This window comes from Bifidobacterium thermacidophilum subsp. thermacidophilum DSM 15837 (assembly GCF_000426425.1).
In the GTDB taxonomy this organism is placed as follows: Bacteria; Actinomycetota; Actinomycetes; order Actinomycetales; family Bifidobacteriaceae; genus Bifidobacterium; species Bifidobacterium thermacidophilum.
This window is the reverse complement of record NZ_AUFI01000007.1, coordinates 329,853-355,515: the sequence shown is the minus strand read 5'-3', so window position 1 is coordinate 355,515 and position 25,663 is coordinate 329,853. Positions and strand designations below refer to the sequence as shown.

Sequence of the window (25,663 nt, the reverse complement as noted above, 5' to 3'; positions counted from 1 at the left end):
TTGAACTACCCCGCACATCATGGCATCCAGTCGGCGCGGATGCAGCGTCTGCTGCGCCTGCTGGTCGCCTGTATCCTCGCCGTCGTCGTGCCTTCGATGTTCGGGTATGCTGCCGCAGATGCGAGCGTGGCAAATGCCGCCAGCGCATCAACCAAGCCCACCTCTACAACCACTTCGAAAACCGCCTCGCGCACCACGCAACGGCAGAGCGACTCCTCAATCTCGATGAGCATTGACAGTGCGACCCCGGTGGTCACTGCTTCATCCGGCTATCATCTGCAACTCACCTTGCAGAATACGTCGAGCGTAGCCACCGGTGACGGCACGTTGACGGTCGCCGCGAACGCGCTGTACACCTTCGTTTCGCGCACCGATATCCAGGATTGGGCGCAAGGCCAGTCGCGTATCCCCATGACCAGCCAGCTGTTCCAGATCGATGTTGGCAACATCGCCGCCCACGGCACCGCGACGGTGAACGTCGATGTGGACGCATCCGCCGAACAATTGGCCTCAATCACCAGTTGGGGGCCCAAGCCGGTGCGCATCTCCTATGCGTCGGCATCCGGATCGGCCAGCGTCTCCCTGCACACCTTCCTGACCCGTTCGACCGACGGACTGAAAACGGCCGACACGCCGGCGATGAACATCACGGTTGTCCAACCACTGAGCTCAACCTCCTGGCAGAGCAATACGACCATCGTGTCCAATATCGTCAACGCGGAGCGTTCATGGCTGAACTCGTCTTCGGTGGCAGGCGCGATTTTCACGGGAACCGACGCGGCGAAACGCGAACGCGCCGAATCCCAGCTCGTCGCCAAGCACGCCAAGCTGCAGGTCGTCGCCGACCCCATATATTTGCAATCCATGTCCATCCCCACGCAGACATCAGCAATCGCCCAGCCAGGCATGTTCGACATCACCGGGTACGCGGCGCTGGACACGCCTGACGCCTATCAGTCCGCCGGCGTCAAATCCACTGATTGGGATGCCTCCGCAAGCATGGCCGCCTACCGTTCGGCGGTCGGCAACACGAATGCGACGCATACCATCATCGCGTGGCAAGGCAGTGGCCGCTGGACCCGTCAGGCGTTGAATATCGCGCGTCAACAGGGCTATTCGACGGTTATCGCCACCTCCGGCTATGACTCCGACACTTCCGGGACGGTCCACACGGGCAAATACGTTGTTCCCACGGATTCCGGCGATGTGACGGTTCTCACTGCCCAGCAGGAGCTGAGCGGCCTCGCCCAAGGCAAGGCAACCAGCAGCGAGGCGGACAGCGAGACAAGCGATGCGGGACGCCTGTCGCGGTTTGTCGCGCAGAGCGCGTTCTACCAGATGGAACAGCCTTATACATCCCGCAACCTGCTGGTGTGTCTCAAACCCGGGGCATCGACCACGCTGATCGACACCCTGATGAGCGCCGTCGAACAATCCACATGGCTCAATCTCACAGACCTGAACACCCTCATCGCTTCGGACGCTTATCTCAGCGGCGACGAGACGTCCGACATCGTGCCTCAGAGCTCCGGCATCACCGCAGCGTCACGCAAACGTCTTGAGGCCGCGTTGTCGACGTTCACGGCCAGCGTGAGGAGTCTGAGCCAGTTCAAGGAACATGTCCTGTATTCCAATCCGTCGTCGTCGCCGTCCGCAAGCGCAACCGCAAGTACGTCCAACAGCGGTGACGAGCAATCACTGGCACGACATGACGCCTCGAAGGTCGCCGAAAACAACGCAAAAGGCCCTTCCTCATGGATGACATGCCTAAATTCCCTGCAATCGCGTATGGGATTGCTTGCGCTATCCGGCAATGCGGCGGTCATCCAGCGTATGGGCGATGCCGCGACCAGTTTGTCGACCACATTGCTGAACAACGTGTCCATCACCCCGACCGATACGGTCACCGTGGTCAGCGAGACGGCAAGCATGCCGGTCACAGTGACGAACGCAAACCCGTATCCGGTGCGTGTTCGGGTGTCTTCGCTGACCGACTCCATGGAGATTGTGACCAGCCGGTACGCGGATGTCACGGTTCCCGCCCACGGCGAGGCGCAGGTCACCTTCGCCATCCGTGTGGCGACTTCGGGTTCCACCACGGTGCATCTGACGCTTCTGGACCGTCAGGGCTCCACGTTCTCGTCGGCACAGACGACGACCATCACCAGTTCCCTGCAAATCAGTGACAAGACCGGCATCGCGTTCATCGGGGTGGCTTTTCTGCTCGGCGTGGTAGGCCTGTGGCGTCAATTCCATCGGAAGAAAGATTCTGACGAATGAGTTCCTCGGTTGGACATAATTCCTTCGTGATGGCCGTCGGCACGGCGGCTTCCCGACTGACCGGCCAAATCCGTACGATTCTGCTCGCGGCAGCTGTCGGCACCACCGGCATGGCTGCGAACGCGTATCAGGCCGGCTCGATGATCCCGCAGGTGATTTTCACGCTGATTTCGGGAGGCATTTTCAACGCGGTGCTCGTCCCCCAGATTGTGCGCACGCTCAAAGAGGATGATGCCGAGGACCGGCTCAACAAGCTCATCACCTTCGCCATCGCGCTACTGGCGGGCATCACAATCACAATGATGCTGTTGACCGCTACCACCCCCGCATTCACGCATCTGTACGCGAACGGCGGCAAGGACATGCTCGCGCTGACGAATGCGTTCGCGCTGTGGTGCATGCCACAGATCTTCTTCTACGGCTTGTATACCGTACTCGGCCAGATTCTGGCGGCGAAAAACCATTTCGGCATGTACGCGTGGAGTTCGGTCGCGGCGAATATCGTCAGCTGCGCCGGATTCACGCTGTTCATTGTGATGTTCGGCAAGGCCGATAAGCAGCCGCTGAGCTTCTGGACCACGGACAAAATCATGCTGACCGCCGGCACGTGGACGCTGGGCGTGGCCGTCCAGGCACTGGTATTGTTCCTGCCCTTGTTCAAACTGGGGTTGCGGTACCGCTGGCGTTGGGGTATCCACGGTATCGGCTTGCGCTCGATGGGTTCGGTGGCCGCGTGGAGTCTGGGGATTGTCGGCATCGACCAGCTGCTGACCATCATTTCGACCCGTATCACCACGAACGCCCCACTGCGTGCGCATCAGCTATTCGGCATTGATGAGACGCTGGTCGCCGGTAATGCCACCTACCAGAATGCGTTCACGATTTACATTCTTCCGTATTCGTTGATTGCGGTGTCAGTGGCGACCGCAGTGTTTCCGAGGGTTTCCCGAGCAGTCGCTGATAATGATTTAAACACCGCCCGCGGTGATTTGAGCGATGCGCTGCGCAATGTCACCCTGCTCATGAGCTTCTTCTCCGCGATATTCGTCGTGTTGTCCGTCCCGATTTCGCTCGCCTTGCTGCCTTCGATTAGCGTGGGCGAAGCACAGCTGATGTCAGGGCCGATGATTGCGCTGTCACTGTCACTGCCGTTGTCAAGCTCCTATCTGATCATCCAGCGCACCTTCTACGCCTTCGAGGACGGGCGATCCCCGTTCATATTCATGGCTGTCCAGCTCAGCATTCAGATGCTCACCCTGCTGATTACCACCAAGGTGCTTTCTCCTCTGGATTGGACGCTGATGCGCGGTGTCGCCGTTACGCTAGCCTATGCACTGTCCTTCCCCCTGCTGGTGTGGATGCTGCGCAAACGCTTCGAGAACCGCTTGGACGGCCGTCGTATCGCCTTGTCTTATATCAAGGCCACTGCCGCAGCGGTAGCCGCGGCGATTGTCGGTCTATCGCTGCGCGGACCCGTGGAACATCTGCTGGGCGCGGAACTCACCCCTTCCGGCGGGCATATGAACTGGTTGCAATCCGTCGGCGTGTGCGTCGTCATCGGCATTGTGGTGATTGCGGTCTATGTGGGCGCCTTGTGGGGTATGCACACCGAGGAACTGGTCACGATGTTGTCGTCGCTCAAGGCACGGGTCGCCTCCCGACGGTCTGGCAATGCGGCGAATGTCAATGGCGATCAGCCTGCCGGCGACACTGCCGACGAATCCGCGGATTCCACCGACACTACCGAAACCGCCGACAATCGGGCCACCTCCGGGGAGCCGGACGAACCAGACAATCCCGATAATCCGGACGAACCAAGCAATCCGGGCAATCTCGCCCCTGACCGGCCAAGAACCGGCCCGCAAGCCGATTCTGCGGAAGACACGGCAGTACCCACCGCCGTTTCGACCACTCCAGTCGTTAGAATGACTACTACTACATCACCCGCGAGCACGCGAATTTCTCGTTATGGAGCCGAAGGAACTATGAAGCCTCAACTGGGAGATACCGTTATCAACCGGTATACGTTGGTGTCACTGTTGCGTGACGAACCCGGCCTGCAAGCGTGGAAGGCAAATGACCGTGTCCTCGCGCGTGATTGCCAGCTGTACATCGTCACCGACGCCGATGCGATCGCCAAAGTCGACGCGATCGCGTCATCCCTAGCCCTGTCGCGCAACCGTCGTTTCACACAGGTCCTTCAACTCCAGCATCGCGGTGACGTGTCGATTATCATCACCGCTGTGGATAACGGTTTGTCGCTGACCGATTACTTCCATGGACCGGCGTCAGGAACCCTCAGTCATGCGGCCATGCGGTCGATTCTCGGCGAAACCGCATCTGCGATGCGTCAGCTCCTGGTGGACGGGCTGTCGCACTACGCGCTGAACACCGATACCATCCGTCTGACCGCGAACGGGGTCCAGCTCGCCGATGCGACGCTGAGCCCGATGCTCGCCGACACGTCACATGCCCCGGAAGGGCTCGGGGCCGAGCGTCTGGCGACCCGCCAACTCGCCGCCGTGTTGTATGCCCTGATCACCCGCACCCCTTCATCGGTGGATACCCAATTCGATTTGTCCAAGCTCGGCCCGGACGTGCCCGGCGAATTCCGTCTCATCTGCCATCGTGGCCTGGAATCCGACGGGAACGGCAGTGTCATCCCTATGGAGTCGCTTGCAGAACTCACCGCGCTACTCGGCGACTGGGAACCGTTGTCGCACTTGCAGAACAGTGATATCGCCCTGCCAAGTATCGATGCAGAATGCTCCATTGCCAACGCAGCGTTGAAAACACCTGACCCTGGGCATATTCTTGATTTCCCGCAGGATCTGTCCTCGTCCTTCGAACAGCATTCGTATGCGCAAGCCGCCCAGGCGAGTGTCTTGCCGGGTGTGTCCGCCGCGATTCTTGACGCCGGCAGTAACAACACCGACCATGCCGAAGCTCTTGCCGCCCGCCAGCAGGCCATTCAGCAGGCGATGCAGCAGGAATCGGCCGAATGGATGAAGAACAGCCAGGCGGTTCCTCGCAACCCCAACAGGCAGACCATTCCCCATCCTGAAGTCACTGACAGCAGCGACTACGACTTCCATGACATCGCCGCTGCGGAAGTGGCCAATATCATAGCTCCGTCCGTTCCTGACCCGGATAACGCGATTTTCCCGAACTTCAACGCGGCGTCCGGCCCGTATACCGACACCCAAGCGACGATGCGATTCGATTTCGCCCGCAAGGCGGCCAAGAACGCCCATCGTTTGCAACCGCCGTCGGTGAATGAATCTACGAGCAGGATTCCTGTATACGATGCGAACGGGATGCCGGTTCCCCCCGGTGACGAATCACGACGCGCCTTGGAGAACGAACAGACGCAGATTCTCGCTGCCTACACTCCGGCGAGCCGCCCGCCGAGCTTCACGCCGACTGTGGAACCGGAGAAGGAGACGCACGAAGACTACAATCCGGTCACCCAGGACGATGTGGCGGACGAGAAATTGTTTGGCCGGTTCAGCACGAAGGTTGTGGCAATCGTCGTCGTCATTGTGGTGGTTGCGGCGGCCGCAGGACTTGCCCTGCATAGCCTTTCCGGCGGCACCACACTCGGTGTCACGAAGCAGTCGAGTGCATGGCCGTCCCAGAATCTCGACAAGGTGCCGTTCGGCAGCAGCACGCCTACCAGCGATGCATCATCGTCGGGCTCATCCGACAAGTCGAGCGTCATCACCGAGGACAAGGACGCTTCCGCCGTGCCGACACCCAAGGTTCCGGAAAATAACACCCCGTATTCGATTGATAAACAGGAGTTCCTCACCAAGCCCGGCGGTCAGGACGGCTACGGCTATTACATGCATCTGAGCGAGCCGGAAAGCGTATACCGCTTCGTGGTGTCGATCAGGTCTTCCGGCGGCACTGGCTACCTGTATGCCAATACAACCGCGGATCCGACACAGGGCGAGCAGGTCGCTCAGTTCTCCTTCGACGCGAGCGGAACGACCGACGTCAAGCTCACGAAGACGGTGAAGAGCCAGGACTTCCTCATGTGGGTGCCGCGGGATAGCCTGCCCGGCAACCAGCTGTACATCAAATCAGTCCAACTGTATTAGCGGTTGCCTTCACGGCAGTTCCTGCGGCTGTTTTCACGGCTGCTGGGCTTTCTCCGGGGCGGTTGTCTGCGCGCGTTGTTGCGGACGGCCGCCCCGGTTTGTTTTCGGACGGTTGTCGACGCCGCTGCCGCGACCATGGTCCTGCGTTACTCCGTCATCTGCGGGATGTCTCGCCACTGTGCTGACAGCACAATCATGGCCGTCTGGATGTGCTAGGTTAGGACCCATGAGCGAACAGACAACAGACGTGATCATCATCGGTTCCGGGCCTGCCGGCTACACTGCGGCCATTTATCTGAGCCGCGCCGGGTATCATCCGGTGGTCATTGCCGGGGCGCTCACGCCCGGCGGACAGCTGGTCAATACCACTGAAGTGGAGAACTTCCCCGGGTTCCCGGACGGCATCATGGGCCCTGATCTCATGGATGCCATGCGCAAGCAAGCTGAGCGTTTCGGCACCGAAATCGTCTATGACGACGTGGTCAGCGCAGATGTGCAGGGCGATTCCAAGCATGTTGTGCTGGACGGCGGGGATACGTATACCGCCCGTGCTGTAATCGTGGCCACCGGCTCGCAGGTACGCAAACTCGGGGTGCCGGGCGAAGCCGAATACTCCGGCCGCGGTGTTTCGTACTGTGCCACCTGCGACGGATTCTTCTTCCGCGGCAAGCCCATTGTCGTGGTCGGCGGCGGTGACAGTGCGCTGACCGAGGCTGACTTCCTGAGCCGTTTCGGTTCTTCGGTGACGGTAATCCATCGGCGTGACGCATTCCGAGCCTCGCGCATTCTGGTTGACCGGGCGGAAAAGAACCCGAAGATTGATTTCCGGATGAACGCCGTGGTGGAGCGTGTTAACGGCGATGATGAGTCGGGTGCCCACTCCGTGACGATTCGCGATACGGCGACCGGCGATACGACTGAAATCCCGGCCAACGGTGTTTTCGTCGCAATCGGGCACACACCTGCCACTGAATTCCTTCACGGTGCCCTTCAACTTGATGAGCATGGGTATATCACCGTTGACGGTGCTTCGACTCGTACCAGTGTGTCTGGCGTGTTTGCAGCGGGTGATGTGGTGGATGGCGTCTACCGGCAAGCCATTTCGGCAGCCGGCATGGGTTGCCGCGCAGCCCTCGACGCGCAAACCTACCTCGCCGAACAAGCCTGAGACATTCGGCAGGTATTCGCCCCAGCATACCGCTATTCCCCACCTCCCATCTCACTACAAACTGTCTACGCAAACCGCCTTGCCAGCGTAACCAAATTGTGCGATCTCTCAAACTGGTTACGCTCAACACCACCCCAGCGTAGACAGTTTGATTACCACCCAATCTGCTTACGCCGTGGCCCCGGCGTGACCAGATTGTCGGTCTTTGCGATACGAACGAATTCCGCCATCATCGGCAGAGACATTCCCTCACCTCCACTGATTGCCGGCAGCGGCGCCCACAATCCGACTGTCGTCATCTATCGCCAGCTGGGATTGTCACGTACCCGTGCCAGCCCGTATCCCGTGATATACCACGGCGCAACGCTGATTGAATGGCATTCGATGCTGAAAGTTACCATAAAGTATTCTGATTATTCTGAATGCCTTATATCCGGTGATACAACCCGACACGCCGTATCACAGCAGATTCCCGACTGAATTCAAGCACGGGCATGCACAGTGCAGTCACCATCACCTAGTGAACAACAGAATCCCCGGATTCCTGCTGCAAATCAGAAATCCGGGGAGACCTTGGATTGCGGCCACACCGCGTTTTCAGCTCAAGAGTCCAGAAAATCCGCCTCGCATCACACCCAGTCAGATTCCCCATCAGCGGCTGCAGACGCATTCTCCTCCTGCTGCTGCGGCATCAGAATATCCAGAATCCGCTGCATATCATCTGGCGACGAGAATGTAATCTCGATCCGCCCTTTCTTCTGATTACCCTTGATTGTCACCTTGGTGTCCAAGCGCTGTTCAAGGTGCTGCCGAATCGGAGAATCAGCCCACGGGTTCGCGACCTTCTTGTTCTCCTTCTTAGGTTTCTCCCCCGCCATGGTCTTCAACGCGACAATTTCCTCCGTACTGCGTACGGAAAGACCCTCAGCGATGATTCTGTTGGCAAGCTTGTCCATATCTTCTTCATTGGACAACCCAAGCAAGGCCCGCGCATGCCCTGCAGACAATACACCCGCGGCGACTTTCTTCTGGACTGAGGCCGGAAGATTCAACAGCCGTAAGGTATTCGCAATCTGCGGTCTTGACTTGGACACGGACTTCGACAACTGTGCCTGGGTCAGTCCAAACTCATCAATCATCTGTTGATATGCAGCCGCCTCTTCAAGAGGATTCAAGGCGACTCGGTGCAGATTCTCAAGCAACGCGTCACGAAGCATTTCGTTGTCGGATGTCGTCTTGACAATCGCCGGAATTGTCTCCAGTCCCGCAAGCTGCGAGGCTCTCCACCTGCGCTCTCCCATAATCAGTTCGTATGGTCGGCGCATCACATCGTTGGTATCGTCGGTATCCGCCTGATGTTCCGCCGATGCCACAATCTGTGATTGAAGCCGCTTACGCACCACAATCGGCTGCAATACACCGACCTCGCGGATTGATTCGGCAAGCTCCCGCAACTCGTCCTCATCAAAGATGGTTCGCGGTTGTTCTTTGTTAGGGCCGATGTCATCCAGTCTCAACTCGGCCAGATAACCGCCGTGCACCGGCTTCAGTTCTTCGTTCCGTCCATCAGCGTCTGCCGATGTTTCACGTGAAACATCGGCGTCCGTCGAACCATTTCCATTGTCGGCATCGGCAACCACTTCGGTCAAACGAGCACGGGACGCTTCCCCTTTGGCCGCAGTCTTAGCGTCAGTCGCGCGATTCTGCTGTACCTTGCTCTCGCCTGCGGCACGCTTCTCTATAGCCGTTTCCGTTGATTGCATTGCTCCGAAGAACACGTCGCTCGGATGAGTCATTTCTTCGAGCGACGGAATGCTCATCCGATGCTGCAAACGTGACTGCCCATGCGCATGCTGCTTGGTATTGGCAGATGCAGCATGAGTCGATGTTTCAGATGTTGCAGATGTTTCACGTGAAACATCGTCATGCTTCCGCTGATGTTGCGGTCGTGTCTCTACCGAAGCCGTATCACGGGCAGGCGTCCGATTCTGCGCATGCTTGTTCTCACGCTGCGATGTGCCGGAAGATGCCTTGTCCTGCTTTACCAATGTACTGGCATCAGCCTCAACTGCGGCAGTATGATTCGGCTCAGCGGCCGGTTGTTTGGACTCATTTGGATCTCCAGGCAATGCAGGGAACAATGCTCCAAGCCCTTTGCCCAGACGTGACTTCGTTGCCATTCAGTGCTCACCTCGTTTTGCTTCCAAAGTTGCCAAAACCGCCGGAGATCTCCTCGCAATTTCAAGAGCCGCTTCCCCATAAGCAATCGCTCCCATGCCATGCGGGTCATATGCAATCACCGTCTGCTGAAAACTCGGTGCCTCTGAGATCTTGACCGAACGAGGAATCGTCGTGTCGAGCACGATATTGGGATAATGGCTCTTCACTTCATCATAAACTTGACGGCTCAGAATCGTACGCTTGTCAAACATCGTCACCAACATTGTGGACACCAGCAGCACAGGGTTGTAATGCTCCTGCACCAAACCAATGGTGTTGATGAGCTGTCCCAGACCTTCGAGCGCATAATACTCAGCCTGGATTGGAATCAGTACTTCTGTTACAGCACACATCGCATTGATTACCAACAGGCCCAAGCTTGGCGGACAATCGACAAACACATAGTCGTAGGGCTCATCGCATGATTCTAGATACTTATCCAAGGCATGCTTAAGCAAATCGGTCCTGTCGCCGAGATCGGCGATTTCAAGCTCCGCGCCGCTCAAATCAATAGACGCCGGAACGACATCCATATGATCAAATGACGGGCATTCCTGAATCGCTTCACGAATAGTCGTACGCCCCTCAATGACGTCATAGATCGAGGGTTCACCGGAAATGTGGCGAGCACCCAATGCAGTAGACGCATTGCCCTGAGGATCCATATCCAGAACAAGTACCCTCGCTCCACTATCAGCAAGAGCAGCAGCAAGATTCACCGTGGTGGTGGTCTTGCCTACGCCACCTTTCTGATTGGCCACGGCAATACGCCGCGTTAATGCCGGCTTGGGGAACGTCACCATATGGAGAGCTTGATATCTGGTGGTTTCCTCTGCGATTTCACTGCCGAGCGAATCCGCTTGATCACCAAATATGCGACGGATGATATCCGAGGCGGAATTCATGGACCGACCCCCTTGCTCTGGACCTGTTGAACGTTGTGCAGCCGTCGACAAAGCTCCTCCTTGATATACGGTTGTTCCAGTTTCCCCATTGCACTGGACATGCCCAGCAAGATATCCACCGCATTGTGGATAAATGTGGACAACATTGCACAACTCTGTGGATAACCTAGTTTCATCTCGCCACAAAACCGCAGGAAATCGCGGAAACAACATTTCCCGAAGGTAAACACGATTGTTGTGGATAACTTTTTTGCGACATGAAAATGTGGATAACCTAGTTTATTGAAGTGGGAATAAGCGGTGCTAGACCTTGATTTGCCCTATCCGTATTACAACCGATAATCAATCAACAGATGTCAATGTTTCACGTGAAACATTGACAAGAATGTTGCGACGATACGGTTGAGTGGCTATTATCATCCACGCAATTCATCGCTGATTGTGTTGCCCAAAGCGAATCAATCTTGCCATGTCACTTCAGGCATATAGGAACAACATGGTGTACTGAACTACGTTGCTGGCTATCTAACATCTCTATGCAGATGTCAAATTGTGGCTTGATGGCTTTCCTGCCCCGGAAGTATTCCAGCATGTCCAACGTGATGCAGCGTTTCCTTCATACGCTCACTAGGCGCGGGCGCGCTGGTTTTGGATTCAGAATTTCCGCTCCCTGCGATATACGACATCAACAGACCACGTGACACCACCGATCTACCGGGATTCATGTATGAGCGGTTCATCACGCCACAGCACACAACTCCGGTTGGAGCGCAACAGCATGATGAGCAACAGGATTGATTCCATACGTCCTGCCTCGCACTGTTCGTCGAACCATCTCATGCACACAATTGATGGAACGATGTTTCACGTGAAACATTCCGATTCTGCGATCCCGCAACCAGCGAGTTTTGAGAGATTGTCAACCGCCTCCGTTTATCACCTAGAGAGGGTTTATCAAAACAGAATCACACCAGCGCTGCATCCATAGGTAGGTGGGGAACAGAATGCAATCAAGAACACTCACTCAACTTTCGATGTTTCACGTGAAACATCATCGTTGATTTGGAATTCGCCTGTCAAATGGCGCACATCGCTACGTATTATTCAACAGTGTCAACCTAGACTCTCAGTATTACTCCCCTCCACCTTGTTGGATGAGGGGCCAGGTCTCGACGGCGCTATCATTATTAGCGCATTTCTCGCCAATTATAGTGTGACTACGTCATCCTATTGGCGAGCCACGGATTCACAGCGGATACTGTTCCCAATACGCCTGCAATATGAGACCTTGAAAAATGACACCCACACGACCACCCACTAACGCTGATGAATTTGGAAACCGGCAACAGGCGGCAACTACCCGACCCTACAGGAGATCCCATCAGCATTATCAGTATCAGGCATGTTCTTACAGACCGACACAAGCTGTGTTCAATGCCACCGGTCATGTCATTCCCAATGGACCCAGCGCAAGTCATTCGGTATCAAGACTTTCGTCATCTGAATGAGTGTGGATCTAATCGGCGAAACATCTATAGTCACCGTTCTGCAAGCCTGTTGATGTTTCACGTGAAACATCAGCTTCGTAGACTAATACGAACAATTCTTGATGTGAGCCCTCACCTTACGGAAATGTAAACACTAGCGAGAGAACTGAGAGAACAATATTGGCAGTAGAACAGTGCAGCAGGATACTCGTGTACTGGTATTGATTACAACACCCAAACTATCGATGATGTTTCACGTGAAACATCATCGCTTCAACAGACAACTCGTAGTCGAGTTTGTCACAGTATCCACAACTAGCAATTTCAGAAAAGCTAGTCAGTGCATCAGTAGTTGAACATTCAAATCATACACAGAAAGCGAAATCACGGCAGAGGCAACAATTGGAGGAATTCACCTATAAGTACATCATCCGACTCTCCTGCTCCCAACATCGAGTCGCCGGCGTACAGGGAAATCGTGGTGCCGATGATGCGACTAATCCATTGCAGGAGTAGACATGTCGTGATGCGAGTAATCATTCGCTGATTCATATCTGAAGGTCTGAGATTCGTGTTCGAACATAGTTTCATGCCGGGAACTCGTGTGTCCACAATCGTTTCATGTATCCAATACATGACGTACAGACGTAACCGAGAGGAGCACACCACATCGACACCCCGACTGCGCCGCGTAATAGAGGCAACGGTGTCACCGCAATTGGCATACTGGCAAACAGGACGAACGCCTCTGCCGTTAAGACGGGATTCTGTTTTCTAGAAGGACACGTTGGATGAGAAAACACGAAGCCAAAGGCATTACGTTGACTTCGTAATCGTCAACTCACAAAATTCGCAGGCATACCACCCGCACTATCATCGGTACTCAACCACGGCTGATTCCAACATCGAGCCTTGCCCAACACGATGTTGGTGGAATGTTTCACGTGAAACATTCCACCAACATCACCCCGTTCCCGGTATCATCAACTCTATGGGTGAGATGTGTAATCAGCGGCATCCACAGTAATAGCCCAGGCATCAATCAACCGAGTACACAACACCAAAACCGCAGGAATTCCGGGGTTCAACAGCTTCTGGCTATGCTGCGAAAAACCTCAAACCGAACACAGCGCGCTGCCTACATCTTGTCCACCAACACCACATGCGTCGGTTCAAGCCCCTCCCCCACGGGCGCGAGACACACACGGGCATGACCGCCGTGGAATTTTCGAATCATTTTCTCCGCCTTATCAAGTTCGACCTGTGCGGAACGACCTTTCAAAGCGATGAGTTGGCCGTGCGGCTTCAGCAACGGCAGGGTCCAACCGGAAAGCTTGGTCATCGGTGCAACCGCCCGGCAAGTAACCGCGGCGAACGGTTCGATATCATGCTTTCGAATCTGGTTGATGATCTCCTCTGACCGCGCACGCACAATCTTGACATTCTCAAGTCCGAGCTGCTGAATGCACTCCTCGAGCCACTCGACACGACGCTCCATAGGCTCAATAAGAGTGAATTCACAGTCAGGCAGGCATGCGGCTGCGACAATGCCAGGAAAACCGCCACCACTGCCGACATCGGCGACCCGCTTCTTGGCATCATGCGAAGTGACCTTACGAATGAAGGGCAGCACAGCGGCCGAGTTCAGAATATGGCGTTCCCAGACAATATGAACATCCCGAGGCCCAATCAAACCACGGGGCTCACCTTCAGCCATGATCTTGTCATGGAAGCGTTGCAACACCGGGTAGGCGTCGCCCAAAATCTGCTGCGGCAGCGTGGAACCATCAAGCTCGTCAACAACCGCATCTTGAGGTGTCTGTTCTTGTTCAATCATGAATGTGCGTCCTTCTGTAATGATTTCAATGTACTCGAATCACCGGATGATACATATACAGCTATTTATCAGATTTTATTCAGTTGAAGCCTAACACAATCGGCCGGAATCGGCCGCATATCCACGATCCGCGGCAACCGGCTGTACCAAACCCATCCACAACCAATAGCAAACAACAGCAACCAACCGCACAGCCATTCCAAACACCAGCAACACCTCTCCACACGGCCAATCACCGAAGTCAACCATCATCCGTTTCAAAGAGAATGCGGTTGTGCAAACACGCAGCACTCAGCAGCTACGCATTCACACAACCGCATTCAGCATCAAAGCCCATCACCAGACGAGCAAAAACCACTGAAATCAGGCTTCGACGTCACCAGTTTCATCAGCTTCGTCATCATATTCATCATCGTAATGCTGATCATCATCGACAGCGGAAGCCTTGAGATAAATGGTGACATGACGGTTCGGTTCCTCGCCGTGCGAACGGGAGCGCAGCCCCTCTTCGCGGACCAGATCATGGACCACCTTGCGTTCGAAGGAATTCATCGGCTTCAAATCGACAGGCTTGCCGGTCTCGCGCACTTCGTCGATGGCATCAAGCGCAATATCGCGCAGGTGCTGACGCTTGTGCTTGAGGAATCCGTCAACATCCACAATGAGATGTGATCGCTCACCCGTCTTCTGCTGCACCGCAAGCCGTGACAGCTGCTGCAGGGCGTCCACCACCTCGCCATTCTTGCCAACCAGATGCTTGATGTCGTCGTCATCATCGGCAACAATCTGCACAACGGGTCGGTTGTTGCGAATGCCCATCTCGATATCACCGTCATAATCGGCAATGTCGAGAAGGCCTTCAAGATAATCCGCGGCGATATCAGCTTCCTCATTGAGCTGGTCGATAGTCTTTTCATCATCCTGTGCCATGTGGTACTCCTTGTCGGCTGTATAGGTCAAGTCTAATGGATGGACGGAAATTCGCCGCATCTGAGCGCATCACAAATGTTGTTCGGCGCATCCGTCTTCATGGTCGGGGGTTCAGGCTCCTGCGGGGATTACACCCGGCGTCGCGGCTGATACCATGCCGTCAACGCACAGGTGGCGTCGGTATAGCCTGACATACCGGCGCCACCATGGAATTATTTCTTCTTCTTGCGCTGCGGCTGCTTACGCTGGAATCCTTCGGTTTCACGACGGGCGGCCTCGTCCCTGGCCTTCTGCAGCTGCTCTTCCTCGAGCGACGGCTCACCGGCGCGCTTACGACGGGCGTTCTCACGCTTGTGATCGCGGATTTCCTTGTCTTCCGCAGCGGGCGACCCCGGAGTTGGGAAGGTGTAAATCTGCCACAACGACCGCAGGAAGTTGCACAGGTTGTTGGTCAGCCAGTAAATCAGCACTGAGAACGGGAAGTTCAAACCGGAGAAGATGTACATGATCGGGAACATCCAGGTCATCGCCTGCTGCATGCGGTATTGCTGGCCCTGCATCGAAGCTCGGGGCAGGTTGCGCCGCATGTTATAGAACTGCATGAGCCACATAAAGAAGCACATGAGCGCGATGAAGATGCCGATGACAATCTTCGCATGCGTATCGGCGTGCATGAAGCGCGTGGTGATGTTCACACCGAAGTTCGAGCTGTCGGAGAACTGCTGTGCAGTGGCCTTGTCAAAGGCGCCGAGCGGGGCGCGCTTTCCCTTGGCGATGTATTCGATGGCGGAGAGCACATAGAACATGCACATGAACACCGGGCCCTGGATGAGCATCGGCAGGCAGGAGCCGGCGGGGTTAGCGTCGTTGTCCTGATAGAGCTTCATGAGCTCGCGGCTCATGGCGTCCTTGCTGGCCTGGTCGTTCTTGCCCTTGTACTTGTTCTGGATGTGCTGCATTTCCGGCTGGAGCGCCTGCATCTTGCGCATCGAACGCATCTGCTTGATGAAAATCGGCAGAATGCACGCATGCACCACAATCACCAAGAAGATGATGGAGAGCACCCAAGAAACACCGACGGCGGGCATGCCTAGCAGTGTCAGGAACTTGTGGAAGATGGCCATAATCTGGGTCATCAGCCATTCGACCGGGGTCAACAGCTTGTACAGCCAGCCCCAAAAGCCGCTGTCAAGCAAGAACTGATCAGTATTGGTATTCATCGATCAGGCCATCTCCTTCGTGTGCGAGGCCAGTGGCGTCAGTCGTGGCTCCTCATGGGCCTTCGACCAGGAATATCGATAGAACAGCGAGAAACGCTGCGGAACGTCGTCAATACCGCCGCGACTCCAGGGACGACATCGCAGCAGCCGCAACAATGCCAGTGTTCCGCCACGCACTATGCCGAAGCGTCGAATGGCTTGCAAGGCATAGTTCGAGCACGTCGGATAGTACCTGCACCGTGCCGGCGTATTCGCAGAGATATTCCTCTGATACCAGCGGATGGCCCGAATCGCGGCTTGCGTTGCAGTTGACATATCGACCGCTTACTTACCTTGGGCCACCCGTGCGCCGACGGACGCGAACAATCGCTCGACCTGTCGGTCAAGGGATTCAAATGGCGCGTGCGCTGCTGATGGTTTCGCCCGCATGACGATATCGCAATGATCGGGCAATAATTGCTCGTGATTTCGCGCCAAGACGCGGAACCTGCGTTTTACCTTGTTACGGGTTACGGCGTGCCCCACCGATTTGGATACGGCGAGCCCAAGACGTCGGTGCGATGGTGTTCCAAGCGTTGAGCCAGTGGAATCCGTATGCCCGTCCGTCTCAGCGGACTGGGCGTTTGGGGTGCTGATAGCGCCCAATTGGGCGCATGAATGTGAATCGTCGCGCACCAGATAGTGCACGACGATGTCATGGTCGCTGACTTTTCGGCGACGTTTCAGCACGGTGACGAAGTCACGGTGACTTGTAAGCCGCTCCACTGCTCAGTTCGCCGGTTCAGGCAGACAGGGTCTTGCGGCCCTTGGCGCGACGACGGTTGATGACGGCGCGGCCGGAACGGGTACGCATACGTGCGCGGAACCCGTGCTTCATGTGACGACGGCGGTTATTGGGCTGGAATGTCCTCTTCATAATTTACGCTCCCGGTTTTTCAGCCATGCAAAAGCACGGCTCCTCATGAGTCAAGCTCTACTAAACTACTCTCACCCCTGCCCATTCGTCAACACGACACAGCATGTGGATAATTCTTCGGAGTTTTCCACATCGCTTACCAACCGGCGAATCAATCCCCACAATTCCCAAAAAACGTTGCAATCACAACGAAACCGAGGGAAAAGTTATCCACAAATCACACTGATGTTATTCACATTTCAGCAATTTCAACACGCAAGGCTGTGGATAACTTCCCGGATTCGGTGTAAACATACACTACGGTATTGTTCTCATATACGGACGGGAACACGAGGTATGCACGAAAGGATGGCCGCATGGCGAACAGCTCGCAAGATCCGGCGACCCAGGCCGTGCATATCTGGTCGGATGTGCTCGCCGTGCTCAAGCATGATGCATCATTGACCGCACGGGACAAGGGATGGTTCGAAGGTGTCATCCCCGAAGCCGTGTTCGGCACCACCATCGTGCTCACGGTCACCAACGCCGCGACGCAGAAGGCGTTGCAGACTGACCTCAACCAGCCTCTGCTCAAAGCGCTCAAATTGTGCACCGGAATGAACATGTTCCCGGCGTTCAAGATTGAGCCGCACCCCGAGCCGCTCGCCCCGCAGCCGGACATCACCATGCCCGACACCACGCCGAGGCCCGACACCACGCCGAGGCCCGACGTCCAAGGGGAAATCTCTTACGCCGGCCACACGAATGTCCCAACCGGGCAGCAGCAGTCGGCCACGCCACAATCTTCCGTCCAGCAGACCCCGGCATGGGGATCGGGACAGGCTTCGCAGCCCCAATTCGCCGAGTTCCAGCAACCCGCGATGATGCCTCACCAGACCACGCATCCGGTGCAGTCCGAGACGACGATGCATCAGGACCGCGGCCAGATGCCTGGCCAATATCAACAATCATCCGGATTCAATGAACAACACGGCGCCGATGCATATAGCCCGTATGTCCCCGGATATCAGCAGCCGGCAGCCCAGTCGCAACACATGGGGCAACCGACCGGCGCCACGATATACGAGCAACAACCAGTGCACTATGGCGCAGACCAACCGGGCTCTGCAGCGGCCATGCCGTCTACTGCCACCCAGCACCAAGCACCGGCGCCCAGCCCAAATCAGCCCGAAATCCCGGCAACCGTGCCCTCCGGCGTGCCGAATCGGGAGAATTTCAACATCGACCAGCATCGACCTGCCCTCGATCCGGAAACCCATCTCAACAAGAACGCGACCTTCGAAACCTTCGTTCCAGGCGATTCCAACCGTTTCGCGCGTACCGTCGCCATGGCGGTGGCAGAGGGATCTGGCAAGGATTTCAACCCGTTGTGTATCTATGGCGGCTCCGGATTGGGCAAAACCCATTTGCTCAACGCCATTGGCAATTACGCGCTGATCAAGGACCCCACGCTCAAAGTGCGGTACGTCACCAGCGAGGAATTCACCAACGAATTCATCGAAGCGCTGCAGAACCCGAACCAGTCCCAAGGCCAAATCGCTGATTTCAACCGACGTTACCGTGAAGTCGACGTCCTGCTCATCGACGATATCCAGTTCCTCGGCGGCAAGGAAGCGACACTCGACAGCTTCTTCCACACCTTCAACACGTTGTATCAGGCGAACAAGCGCATCGTAATTGCATCCGATGTGGCGCCGAAGAACCTCAAAGGCTTCGAGGCCCGCCTGATTTCACGATTCGAATCCGGCCTGACCGTGGATGTCAAACCGCCGGATCTGGAGACCCGCATCGCGATTCTGCGCATGATCGCCTCGATGAACCATATGCAAATACCGAACGATGTGCTCGATCTCATCGCCGAACGGTTCACTGAGAACATCCGCGAGCTGGAAGGCGCGCTGACACGAGTCTCCGCAGTGGCGTCACTGAATAACCAGCCGGTAACCCGCGCGCTTGCCGAGCAGACCCTGCAGGACTTCTTCTCAACGGATGTGGAGATCAAACCCACCGATATCATCACCCAGGTGGCAAAGTACTTCCACCTGACCTTTGACGATCTCGTGGGGCGCGCACGCACGAAGAACATCGCGCTGGCGCGGCAGATCGCCATGTATCTCGCCCGTGAGATGACCAGCATGAGCCTGGTCGATATCGGCGAGGTATTCGGCGGGCGCGACCATACGACGGTGATGCACGCCTACACGCGTATCAGCGACGAGATGAAAGAAAAGCAGGAGACGTACAACTACGTCATGGAGTTGACTGTTCGTCTCAAGCATCATTCCGCCGAACAATAAGCCCTGCCCCCGCCCGGTCAACCAAGCTGTGCCCGGGACGCGTGCCGGTTTGAAATGCGCCTTACGGGCAGTCCTATCAGGTGTTCTATCAGGGTGATGTCTTGCGTCCGATCTCACGTTCCATGCAGGACAACGACGCTCACAGCAGGATTTTGACGAATTCAAAATCGTCCACCATGGTGGATGCAACACGCCGTGGCTGTGGAAAATTCAGAATAAAGTTATCCACCACGTTATTCACAATTGTGGGTAAACCGTGCGAATAACTCGTGGGCAACCCCAGAAAAGCTGTGGATAACTCGTGGATGATTCGGCTTCCGATGTGGATAACTTTTCAGCGGCCTTCTCGCTGTGGATAACTCCTATGGTTATGCACAGGATATTCAGAAGTTATCCACATTCGGTGAGTGATTGCGAAGTCTTGTCGCTGTAGGCCTGCATACACTTATCCACACTATCCACCGGAATTATTACGAAGGCTATTGTTCTCTTACGTATCATCATCGACATCATCATGGCGCATGCTTCGCACGAACGAATCTGGCCGGAAAGTCCGGCTAGAATAGCCACAGAACACCAATCGAAACGAGGAAGCATGAAAGTCGAAGTGAACACGACCTCGCTTGCGGACGCTGTCGCATGGACCACGCGGGTCATCGACGCACGTCCCGCAAGCCCAATCCTTGCAGGCATCAAGCTGGAGGCCATTGATGGAACACTCCAACTGTCTGCATTCAACTTTGAAATCTCGGCGCGCGATCACATCGAAGCCGGCATCGATGAATCAGGCAGCACCGTGGTCCAAGGCAAGATTCTCGCGGACATTACCCGGTCGTTGCCTTCCGAGAAGACGTATCTGTCCACTGAAAACTCGACACTGATCATCACTTCGGGCAAGAGCAAGTTCACCATGCAGCTCATGCCGGAAAGTGAATATCCCGATCTGCCAGTCGTTCCGCCGATTTTGGGCAAAGTTGACGGGGAAACCTTCCATCAGGCGGTGGATCAGGCGTGCGTGGCCGTTTCGCGCGAAGAAACACGACCGGTGCTGACCGGTGTATTCATGCAGTTTAAAGGCGACAAGGTCGTCATGACCTCGACCGACCGGTTCCGTCTGTCCCGTGCAACGTTCACCTGGTCGCCGGAAAATCCGGATGTCTCCACCAACACCTTGCTGCGCGGTTCGCTGTTGCGCGACATCGCCAAAACGTTGAATGAAAGCCAAAATGTCACCATCAACTTCAGCCAGGACAACCCCTCGCTCATCGGTTTCGAGAACGCCGGCCGGGTGTCCACATCCCAACTGATCGACGGTGAGTTCCCTGCAATCGACCGGTTGTTCGCCGACGAGTATCCGATCCAGGCGGTCATCGACAAACAGCAGCTGATCAACTCGATCAAGCGTGTGTCGTTGGTGGCGGAGCGCAACGCACCGATCCGGATGGCGTTCTCCGGCAGCGAGTTGACGCTGAGCGCCGGTGTCGCCGACGAAAATCAGGCGAGCGATGTGCTCGATGTCGATTTTGACGGCGATGACATCACCGTTGCATTCAATCCGTCCTACCTGATTGAGGGATTGAGCGCAATCACCGAACCATTCGTGCGCATGAAGATGACGACAGCGGTGAAGCCGGTTGAATTCAACGGCCAGCAGGAGCAGGATTCCGACGAATCGATGGATTACCGGTATCTGCTGGTTCCGATGCGCTTCAGCAACTGAGTCTGGACTGGGCATCTGAGCCCGAATCAGGCAATCGCCGTCGGCAAGGTGGTGTGGATAACCCTGTCGACGGCGAAATCCTTGTCTGAGCACGATCGTACTGAACGACGAGGCGCTGTGGGATTCTTCCGCGGCCGTGTCTCATGTGACGGTCGGACACGAGAAACCTTCTCAGACACGGAATATGACAATTCGCCAGTTATCCACAGGCTTTGGTGGCCAGCCAAAAGACCTAGAAAGGACGGGCAGCGATGAGCGTAATCGTCTCACGACTGGCGCTTGACCATTTCCGGTCGTGGAACCATTGCATCATCGACCTGCCTGAGGGAGTCACGGTAATCCAGGGCGCCAACGGCATGGGCAAAACCAATTTGGTCGAAGCAATCGAAGTGCTGTCCACCGGGTCGAGTCACAGAACATCAAGCTCGCTTCCGCTCGTCCAACGAGGATATGACTCGGCTACGGTCCGGGCTAATATCGTGGATACCAACGCCGCAGACGGCGAAGCGGCCGGGTCGCAACCGCGGAATGTCGCGGAATCGGCCAATACTGAATCGGCGCCAGAATCCTCTGAATCGAATTCTGAAGAGCAAAATGGAAAACTGAATTCGAATCAGGATTCACTTCAGAATTCACCCTCCGACCATGACGATGCGGCGCAACCAGACCACAACACCCAAGATCGCGCCCCCTACACCACCATCGAACTGACCATTCGCGCCCACGGGGCGAACCGGGCACGCATAGACGGCGGCGCCTCGATGTACATGCGCGACATTGTCGGCCGGATTCCCAGCGTCTCGTTCACGCCGGAAGACCAGCGTCTGGTGTCGGGCGACCCTGCGACCCGACGTGGATTCATCAACCAGGCAGGGACTCTGCTCATCCCAGGATACGAAGAAGTCCACCAGACATGCGCCAAACTCGCCAGACAACGGGCCGCGCTGCTCAAACAGCTGGGAAAACCCTCCGTTCAGGACGGACGATACGGCGATCGGTACGGGCAGGGCGCCCCAAGCGATGCTGATGCCGGACAGGCGGCCGCGATGCAACCCGCGCTAAGCGGACTGGAGATCTGGACCGGGCAGTTCATCGAGTCAGGCGTTGAACTCACGCGTATGCGCAAGCGCCTCATCGACCAGCTCGATCCCTTGTTCTCCCAGAACTACGATGCCTTGTCAGGAAGTGAACAGCACGCCTCGCTCGCCTATCTCCCCTCATTCGACGAGGTGCTGGAAGACGGCGAGCCGCATCAGCTGATCAGCCGGCATTTCCAACGAATCTATCCGGGCGAAGTGGCGCGCGGCCAGAATCTGATCGGTCCTCATCGCGACGACATGGCCATGACGTTGGACGGCGTGCCGGCTAAGGAATTCGCGTCCAACGGCGAAATGTGGACGATGGCGTTGGCGCTCAAAATGGCGCTTGCCGCCTTGGTCGAGCGGGCTACAGGCAACGCTCCTATGGTGATTCTTGACGATGTGTTCGCCCAGCTTGATGAGACGCGTCGGCGGCAGATCCTCGAATTCGCCGTCCGACGTGACCAAGTGCTGATAACCGCCGCCGCGGCCGCAGACGTGCCTGATTTGTCGCCGTATGGCACACATGCGCGGATCGTCGATATCGCCGCTCTCCGGCGTCAAAGCGACGATGAGCAAGCCGGGCAGCTGCTGACGGACGAGACTGTCGCGCGAATCAAGGCCGCCCGGCAACAGGCCGACGCGCAAGGCGAGGCATCGGCATGAACAAGCCGGTCGCACGCATGCTCAAGCTTGATCCGAGAAAGCTGCCGGCGCAGGTGTTCCAACGCTATGCCGCGCGGGCGGGCATCATCCGCGACAGGCAAGAGCGCGAAGCAAAGGCCTGGGAGAGCTTCGGCAAACCGGGCAGAGACCCCAACACCCTCGGGTCGTTGGTCACCCTGCTGGCGAAAAACGGCAACTGGACCCCCCATCTCAAGCTCGCCCAGCTGCGCAACCATTGGGATCAAGTGGTCGGCCCACAAATCGCACAGCACTCGGTGGTCGCCTCGTTCAATGATGGAATCCTTGTGATTCGGGCGGAATCCCCGGCATGGACCACGACGTTGACGTATATGATCCCGCAGCTGACCGATACGATCAAGGAACGTCTTGACGGGCTTGATATCTCCCAGATTCGCGTGACCGGGCCGCAGGCGCATCCATTCACCCGTGGCCGCTACGGCAGATACCGGCGATAGTATGGGATGGAGGGCTTAAAAACCGCAAAATATCGCGGAATGCCTTGTATTGCCCTCAGAGCCGCAAAGTCCCCCTTGATGTGTAGAATCACGTACAGTACTGTAAAACGCCTAGAAGGCCCCGTTATTTTCGTTCTAGGGTATATCGACCGTGTCGGCAGGGGCGCCGCGCGGTGTGCTGGAAGGAATTTGTGTGGCAGACGCTGAAGCTGATTCGCTGAACAATGCTGCGCCCGGGCAGGGCGGGGTACCATCGCAGACAGGTAATGAATCCAAGGCCGAACTCAACGACAAGGTCAACGACGCCATCGCCAACGACAAGCTCGAGAATGCACAGCTTGACGATTCGCTGTCGCCGGACCATTACGACGCCAGTGATTTGCGTGTGCTGGAAGGGCTTGAGGCGGTGCGTATCCGCCCGGGCATGTACATCGGCTCGACCGGTCCGCGAGGCCTGCACCATCTGGTCTACGAAATCGTCGACAACTCAGTGGACGAGGCCTTGGCCGGTTTCGCCACCCATATCGAAGTGACCATTCTGCCGGACAACGGCATCCGCGTGGTGGACGACGGCCGAGGCATCCCGGTTGACATTGTGCCGGGCGAAGGTGTTTCCGGCGTTGAGACGGTTATGACCAAGCTGCATGCGGGCGGCAAGTTCGGCGGCGGCGGCTACGCGGTCTCCGGCGGTCTGCATGGCGTGGGCATCTCCGTGGTCAACGCGCTGTCCACGCGTATGGAGATCGAGGTGCGTCGTCAGGGCTTCCATTGGACCCAGACGTACATCGACCAGCATCCGACGGCACCGCTCGCCCAAGGCAAGCCCATGGAGGACGGCGAATCGACCGGCACCTCCGTGACCTTCTGGGCCGACCCGAAGATCTTCGAAACCACGGTCTACGATTTTGAGACCCTGCGTTCGCACTTCCAGCAGATGGCCTTCCTCAACCGCGGCCTGCGCATCTCTCTGACCGACCTGCGTGAAATCGACCAGGCGGGCGACGAGGTGACCGGCGACGGCGACAACCCGGTCGAGGAACTCCATCGATCCGTGACATACTGCTACGAGCACGGCATCAAGGATTACGTGGCATATCTGGTCAAAACCCGCAAGACCAACCCGATCGAGGAGGAGATCATCGATTTCGAGGCGGAAGACCTCAAAATCGGCATCTCCGCGGAAATCGCCATGCAATGGACGACCGCCTACTCCGAATCCGTGCACACCTTCGCCAACACCATCTCCACAACCGAAGGCGGTACCCATGAGGAGGGCTTCCGTGCGGCGCTCACCACGCTTGTCAACCGGTATGCGCGCGAGAAGAACATCCTCAAGGAGAAGGACGACAATCTCTCCGGCGATGACGTGCGCGAAGGCCTGACAGCCGTCGTGTCCGTCAAGCTCACCAACCCGCAGTTCGAAGGCCAGACCAAGACCAAGCTCGGCAACTCCGAAGCGAAGACCTTCGTACAGCGTGTGATGACCGACAAGCTCGGCGACTGGTTCGACGCACACCCTGCCGAAGCCAAAAGCATCATCCAGAAGGCGATCGAGGCCTCCCGCGCCCGTATCGCTGCGAAGAAGGCCCGTGAATCGACCCGGCGCAAGTCGATCTTCGAATCCGCCGGTATGCCGGACAAGCTCAAGGACTGCCAGTCCAACAATCCGGAGGAATGCGAGCTGTTCATCGTCGAGGGTGATTCCGCAGGTGGCTCCGCCATCCAGGGGCGCAACCCGATTACCCAGGCGATCCTGCCGCTTCGAGGCAAGATCCTCAACACCGAGCGCGCCTCCATCGATCGCATGCTCAAGTCCGACACCATCGAGTCGCTGATCACCGCGATCGGCGGCGGCTACGGCGAAGACTTCGACGTGAGCAAGGTGCGCTACCACAAAATCATCATCATGGCAGATGCCGATGTCGACGGCGCGCATATCGCCACGCTGAACCTGACGCTGTTCTTCCGCTACATGCGGCCGATGATCACCGCAGGGTATGTCTATGTGGCCATGCCGCCGCTGTACCGCATCAAGTGGACCAAGGGGCCGCACTCCTTCGTGTATACGGACGCCGAACGCGACCGCGTGCTGCGCGAGGGCAAGGAGTCCGGTCGCCAGCTGCCGAAGGGTGAGGGTATTCAGCGCTACAAGGGTCTGGGCGAGATGACCTATCAGGAGCTGTGGGAAACCACCATGGACCCCGACCACCGCATTCTCAAGCAAATCCATATCGAGGACGCGGCACAGGCGGACGAGACCTTCTCCATGCTGATGGGTGACGAGGTCGAGCCCCGGCGCCTGTTCATCCAGCGCAACGCGCACGACGCACGATTCATCGACGCGTGACCGTACAACGCC

At 56.8% G+C, this 25,663-nt stretch carries 16 protein-coding genes; 8 read left to right on the top strand and 8 right to left on the bottom strand.

Annotation, left to right across the window (positions count from 1 at the left end; all coding sequences use genetic code 11):
- The 3 genes from K315_RS0103845 (at nucleotide 1) to trxB (ending at nucleotide 7,551) form a co-directional block, all read left to right on the top strand.
- On the top strand, nucleotides 1-2,280 hold the full coding sequence (locus tag K315_RS0103845) for a DUF6049 family protein (RefSeq protein ID WP_052316544.1): 2,280 nt from the start codon (nucleotides 1-3) through the stop codon (nucleotides 2,278-2,280).
- A complete protein-coding gene (locus tag K315_RS10690) occupies nucleotides 2,277-6,383 on the top strand; it encodes a lipid II flippase MurJ (protein WP_029576264.1) in 4,107 nt (1,368 codons plus the stop codon). The genes K315_RS0103845 and K315_RS10690 overlap by 4 nt, the downstream gene beginning before the upstream one ends.
- 226 nt (nucleotides 6,384-6,609) lie before the next feature.
- Entirely contained in the window at nucleotides 6,610-7,551 is a 942-nt protein-coding gene (gene trxB / locus K315_RS0103835) for a thioredoxin-disulfide reductase (RefSeq protein WP_029576263.1), read from the top strand.
- Between the two features lie 629 nt (nucleotides 7,552-8,180).
- On the opposite strand, the gene K315_RS0103830 is transcribed toward trxB, so the two are convergent.
- The 8 genes from K315_RS0103830 to rpmH form a co-directional block, all read right to left on the bottom strand.
- Complete coding sequence (locus tag K315_RS0103830; protein WP_029576262.1) at nucleotides 8,181-9,731, bottom strand: ParB/RepB/Spo0J family partition protein; 1,551 nt, start codon at nucleotides 9,729-9,731, stop codon at nucleotides 8,181-8,183.
- Nucleotides 9,732-10,676: a ParA family protein gene (locus K315_RS0103825; protein ID WP_029576261.1), complete on the bottom strand. Its 945-nt coding sequence runs from the start codon at nucleotides 10,674-10,676 to the stop codon at nucleotides 9,732-9,734.
- A gap of 2,625 nt (nucleotides 10,677-13,301) precedes the next feature.
- The gene (rsmG, locus tag K315_RS0103805) at nucleotides 13,302-14,000 is read right to left on the bottom strand and encodes a 16S rRNA (guanine(527)-N(7))-methyltransferase RsmG (RefSeq protein WP_029576260.1); all 699 of its coding nucleotides are present in this window, start codon (nucleotides 13,998-14,000) and stop codon (nucleotides 13,302-13,304) included.
- Nucleotides 14,001-14,363: 363 nt separating this feature from the next.
- The gene (locus K315_RS0103800) at nucleotides 14,364-14,930 is read right to left on the bottom strand and encodes a Jag family protein (RefSeq protein ID WP_029576259.1); all 567 of its coding nucleotides are present in this window, start codon (nucleotides 14,928-14,930) and stop codon (nucleotides 14,364-14,366) included.
- Between the two features lie 212 nt (nucleotides 14,931-15,142).
- Nucleotides 15,143-16,150 (bottom strand): membrane protein insertase YidC, encoded by a 1,008-nt coding sequence (gene yidC / locus K315_RS0103795; protein ID WP_029576258.1) that lies wholly within the window; start codon nucleotides 16,148-16,150, stop codon nucleotides 15,143-15,145.
- Nucleotides 16,151-16,153: 3 nt separating this feature from the next.
- Nucleotides 16,154-16,465, bottom strand: a complete 312-nt coding sequence (gene yidD / locus K315_RS10170) for a membrane protein insertion efficiency factor YidD (RefSeq protein WP_015451360.1) — start codon at nucleotides 16,463-16,465, stop codon at nucleotides 16,154-16,156.
- Between the two features lie 9 nt (nucleotides 16,466-16,474).
- Nucleotides 16,475-16,915 carry a ribonuclease P protein component gene (rnpA, locus tag K315_RS10165; protein ID WP_081666379.1) on the bottom strand — a complete coding sequence of 147 codons (441 nt, stop codon included), beginning with the start codon at nucleotides 16,913-16,915 and terminating at the stop codon, nucleotides 16,475-16,477.
- Between the two features lie 16 nt (nucleotides 16,916-16,931).
- Nucleotides 16,932-17,066: a 50S ribosomal protein L34 gene (gene rpmH / locus K315_RS0103790; RefSeq protein ID WP_015451361.1), complete on the bottom strand. Its 135-nt coding sequence runs from the start codon at nucleotides 17,064-17,066 to the stop codon at nucleotides 16,932-16,934.
- Between the two features lie 356 nt (nucleotides 17,067-17,422).
- On the opposite strand from rpmH, the gene dnaA reads away from it, so the two are divergent.
- The 5 genes from dnaA (at nucleotide 17,423) to gyrB (ending at nucleotide 25,651) form a co-directional block, all read left to right on the top strand.
- Entirely contained in the window at nucleotides 17,423-19,363 is a 1,941-nt protein-coding gene (gene dnaA / locus K315_RS0103785; RefSeq protein ID WP_029576257.1) for a chromosomal replication initiator protein DnaA, read from the top strand.
- A 595-nt stretch (nucleotides 19,364-19,958) separates the two neighbouring features.
- On the top strand, nucleotides 19,959-21,083 hold the full coding sequence (gene dnaN, locus K315_RS0103780) for a DNA polymerase III subunit beta (RefSeq protein ID WP_029576256.1): 1,125 nt from the start codon (nucleotides 19,959-19,961) through the stop codon (nucleotides 21,081-21,083).
- Nucleotides 21,084-21,334: 251 nt separating this feature from the next.
- Nucleotides 21,335-22,828: a DNA replication/repair protein RecF gene (locus K315_RS0103775; protein ID WP_044085924.1), complete on the top strand. Its 1,494-nt coding sequence runs from the start codon at nucleotides 21,335-21,337 to the stop codon at nucleotides 22,826-22,828.
- On the top strand, nucleotides 22,825-23,304 hold the full coding sequence (locus tag K315_RS0103770; RefSeq protein WP_029576254.1) for a DciA family protein: 480 nt from the start codon (nucleotides 22,825-22,827) through the stop codon (nucleotides 23,302-23,304). Before K315_RS0103775 ends, K315_RS0103770 begins: the two co-directional genes overlap by 4 nt.
- 307 nt (nucleotides 23,305-23,611) lie before the next feature.
- Nucleotides 23,612-25,651 (top strand): DNA topoisomerase (ATP-hydrolyzing) subunit B, encoded by a 2,040-nt coding sequence (gyrB, locus tag K315_RS0103765; RefSeq protein WP_193345924.1) that lies wholly within the window; start codon nucleotides 23,612-23,614, stop codon nucleotides 25,649-25,651.
- The last annotated feature ends 12 nt before the right edge of the window (nucleotides 25,652-25,663 follow it).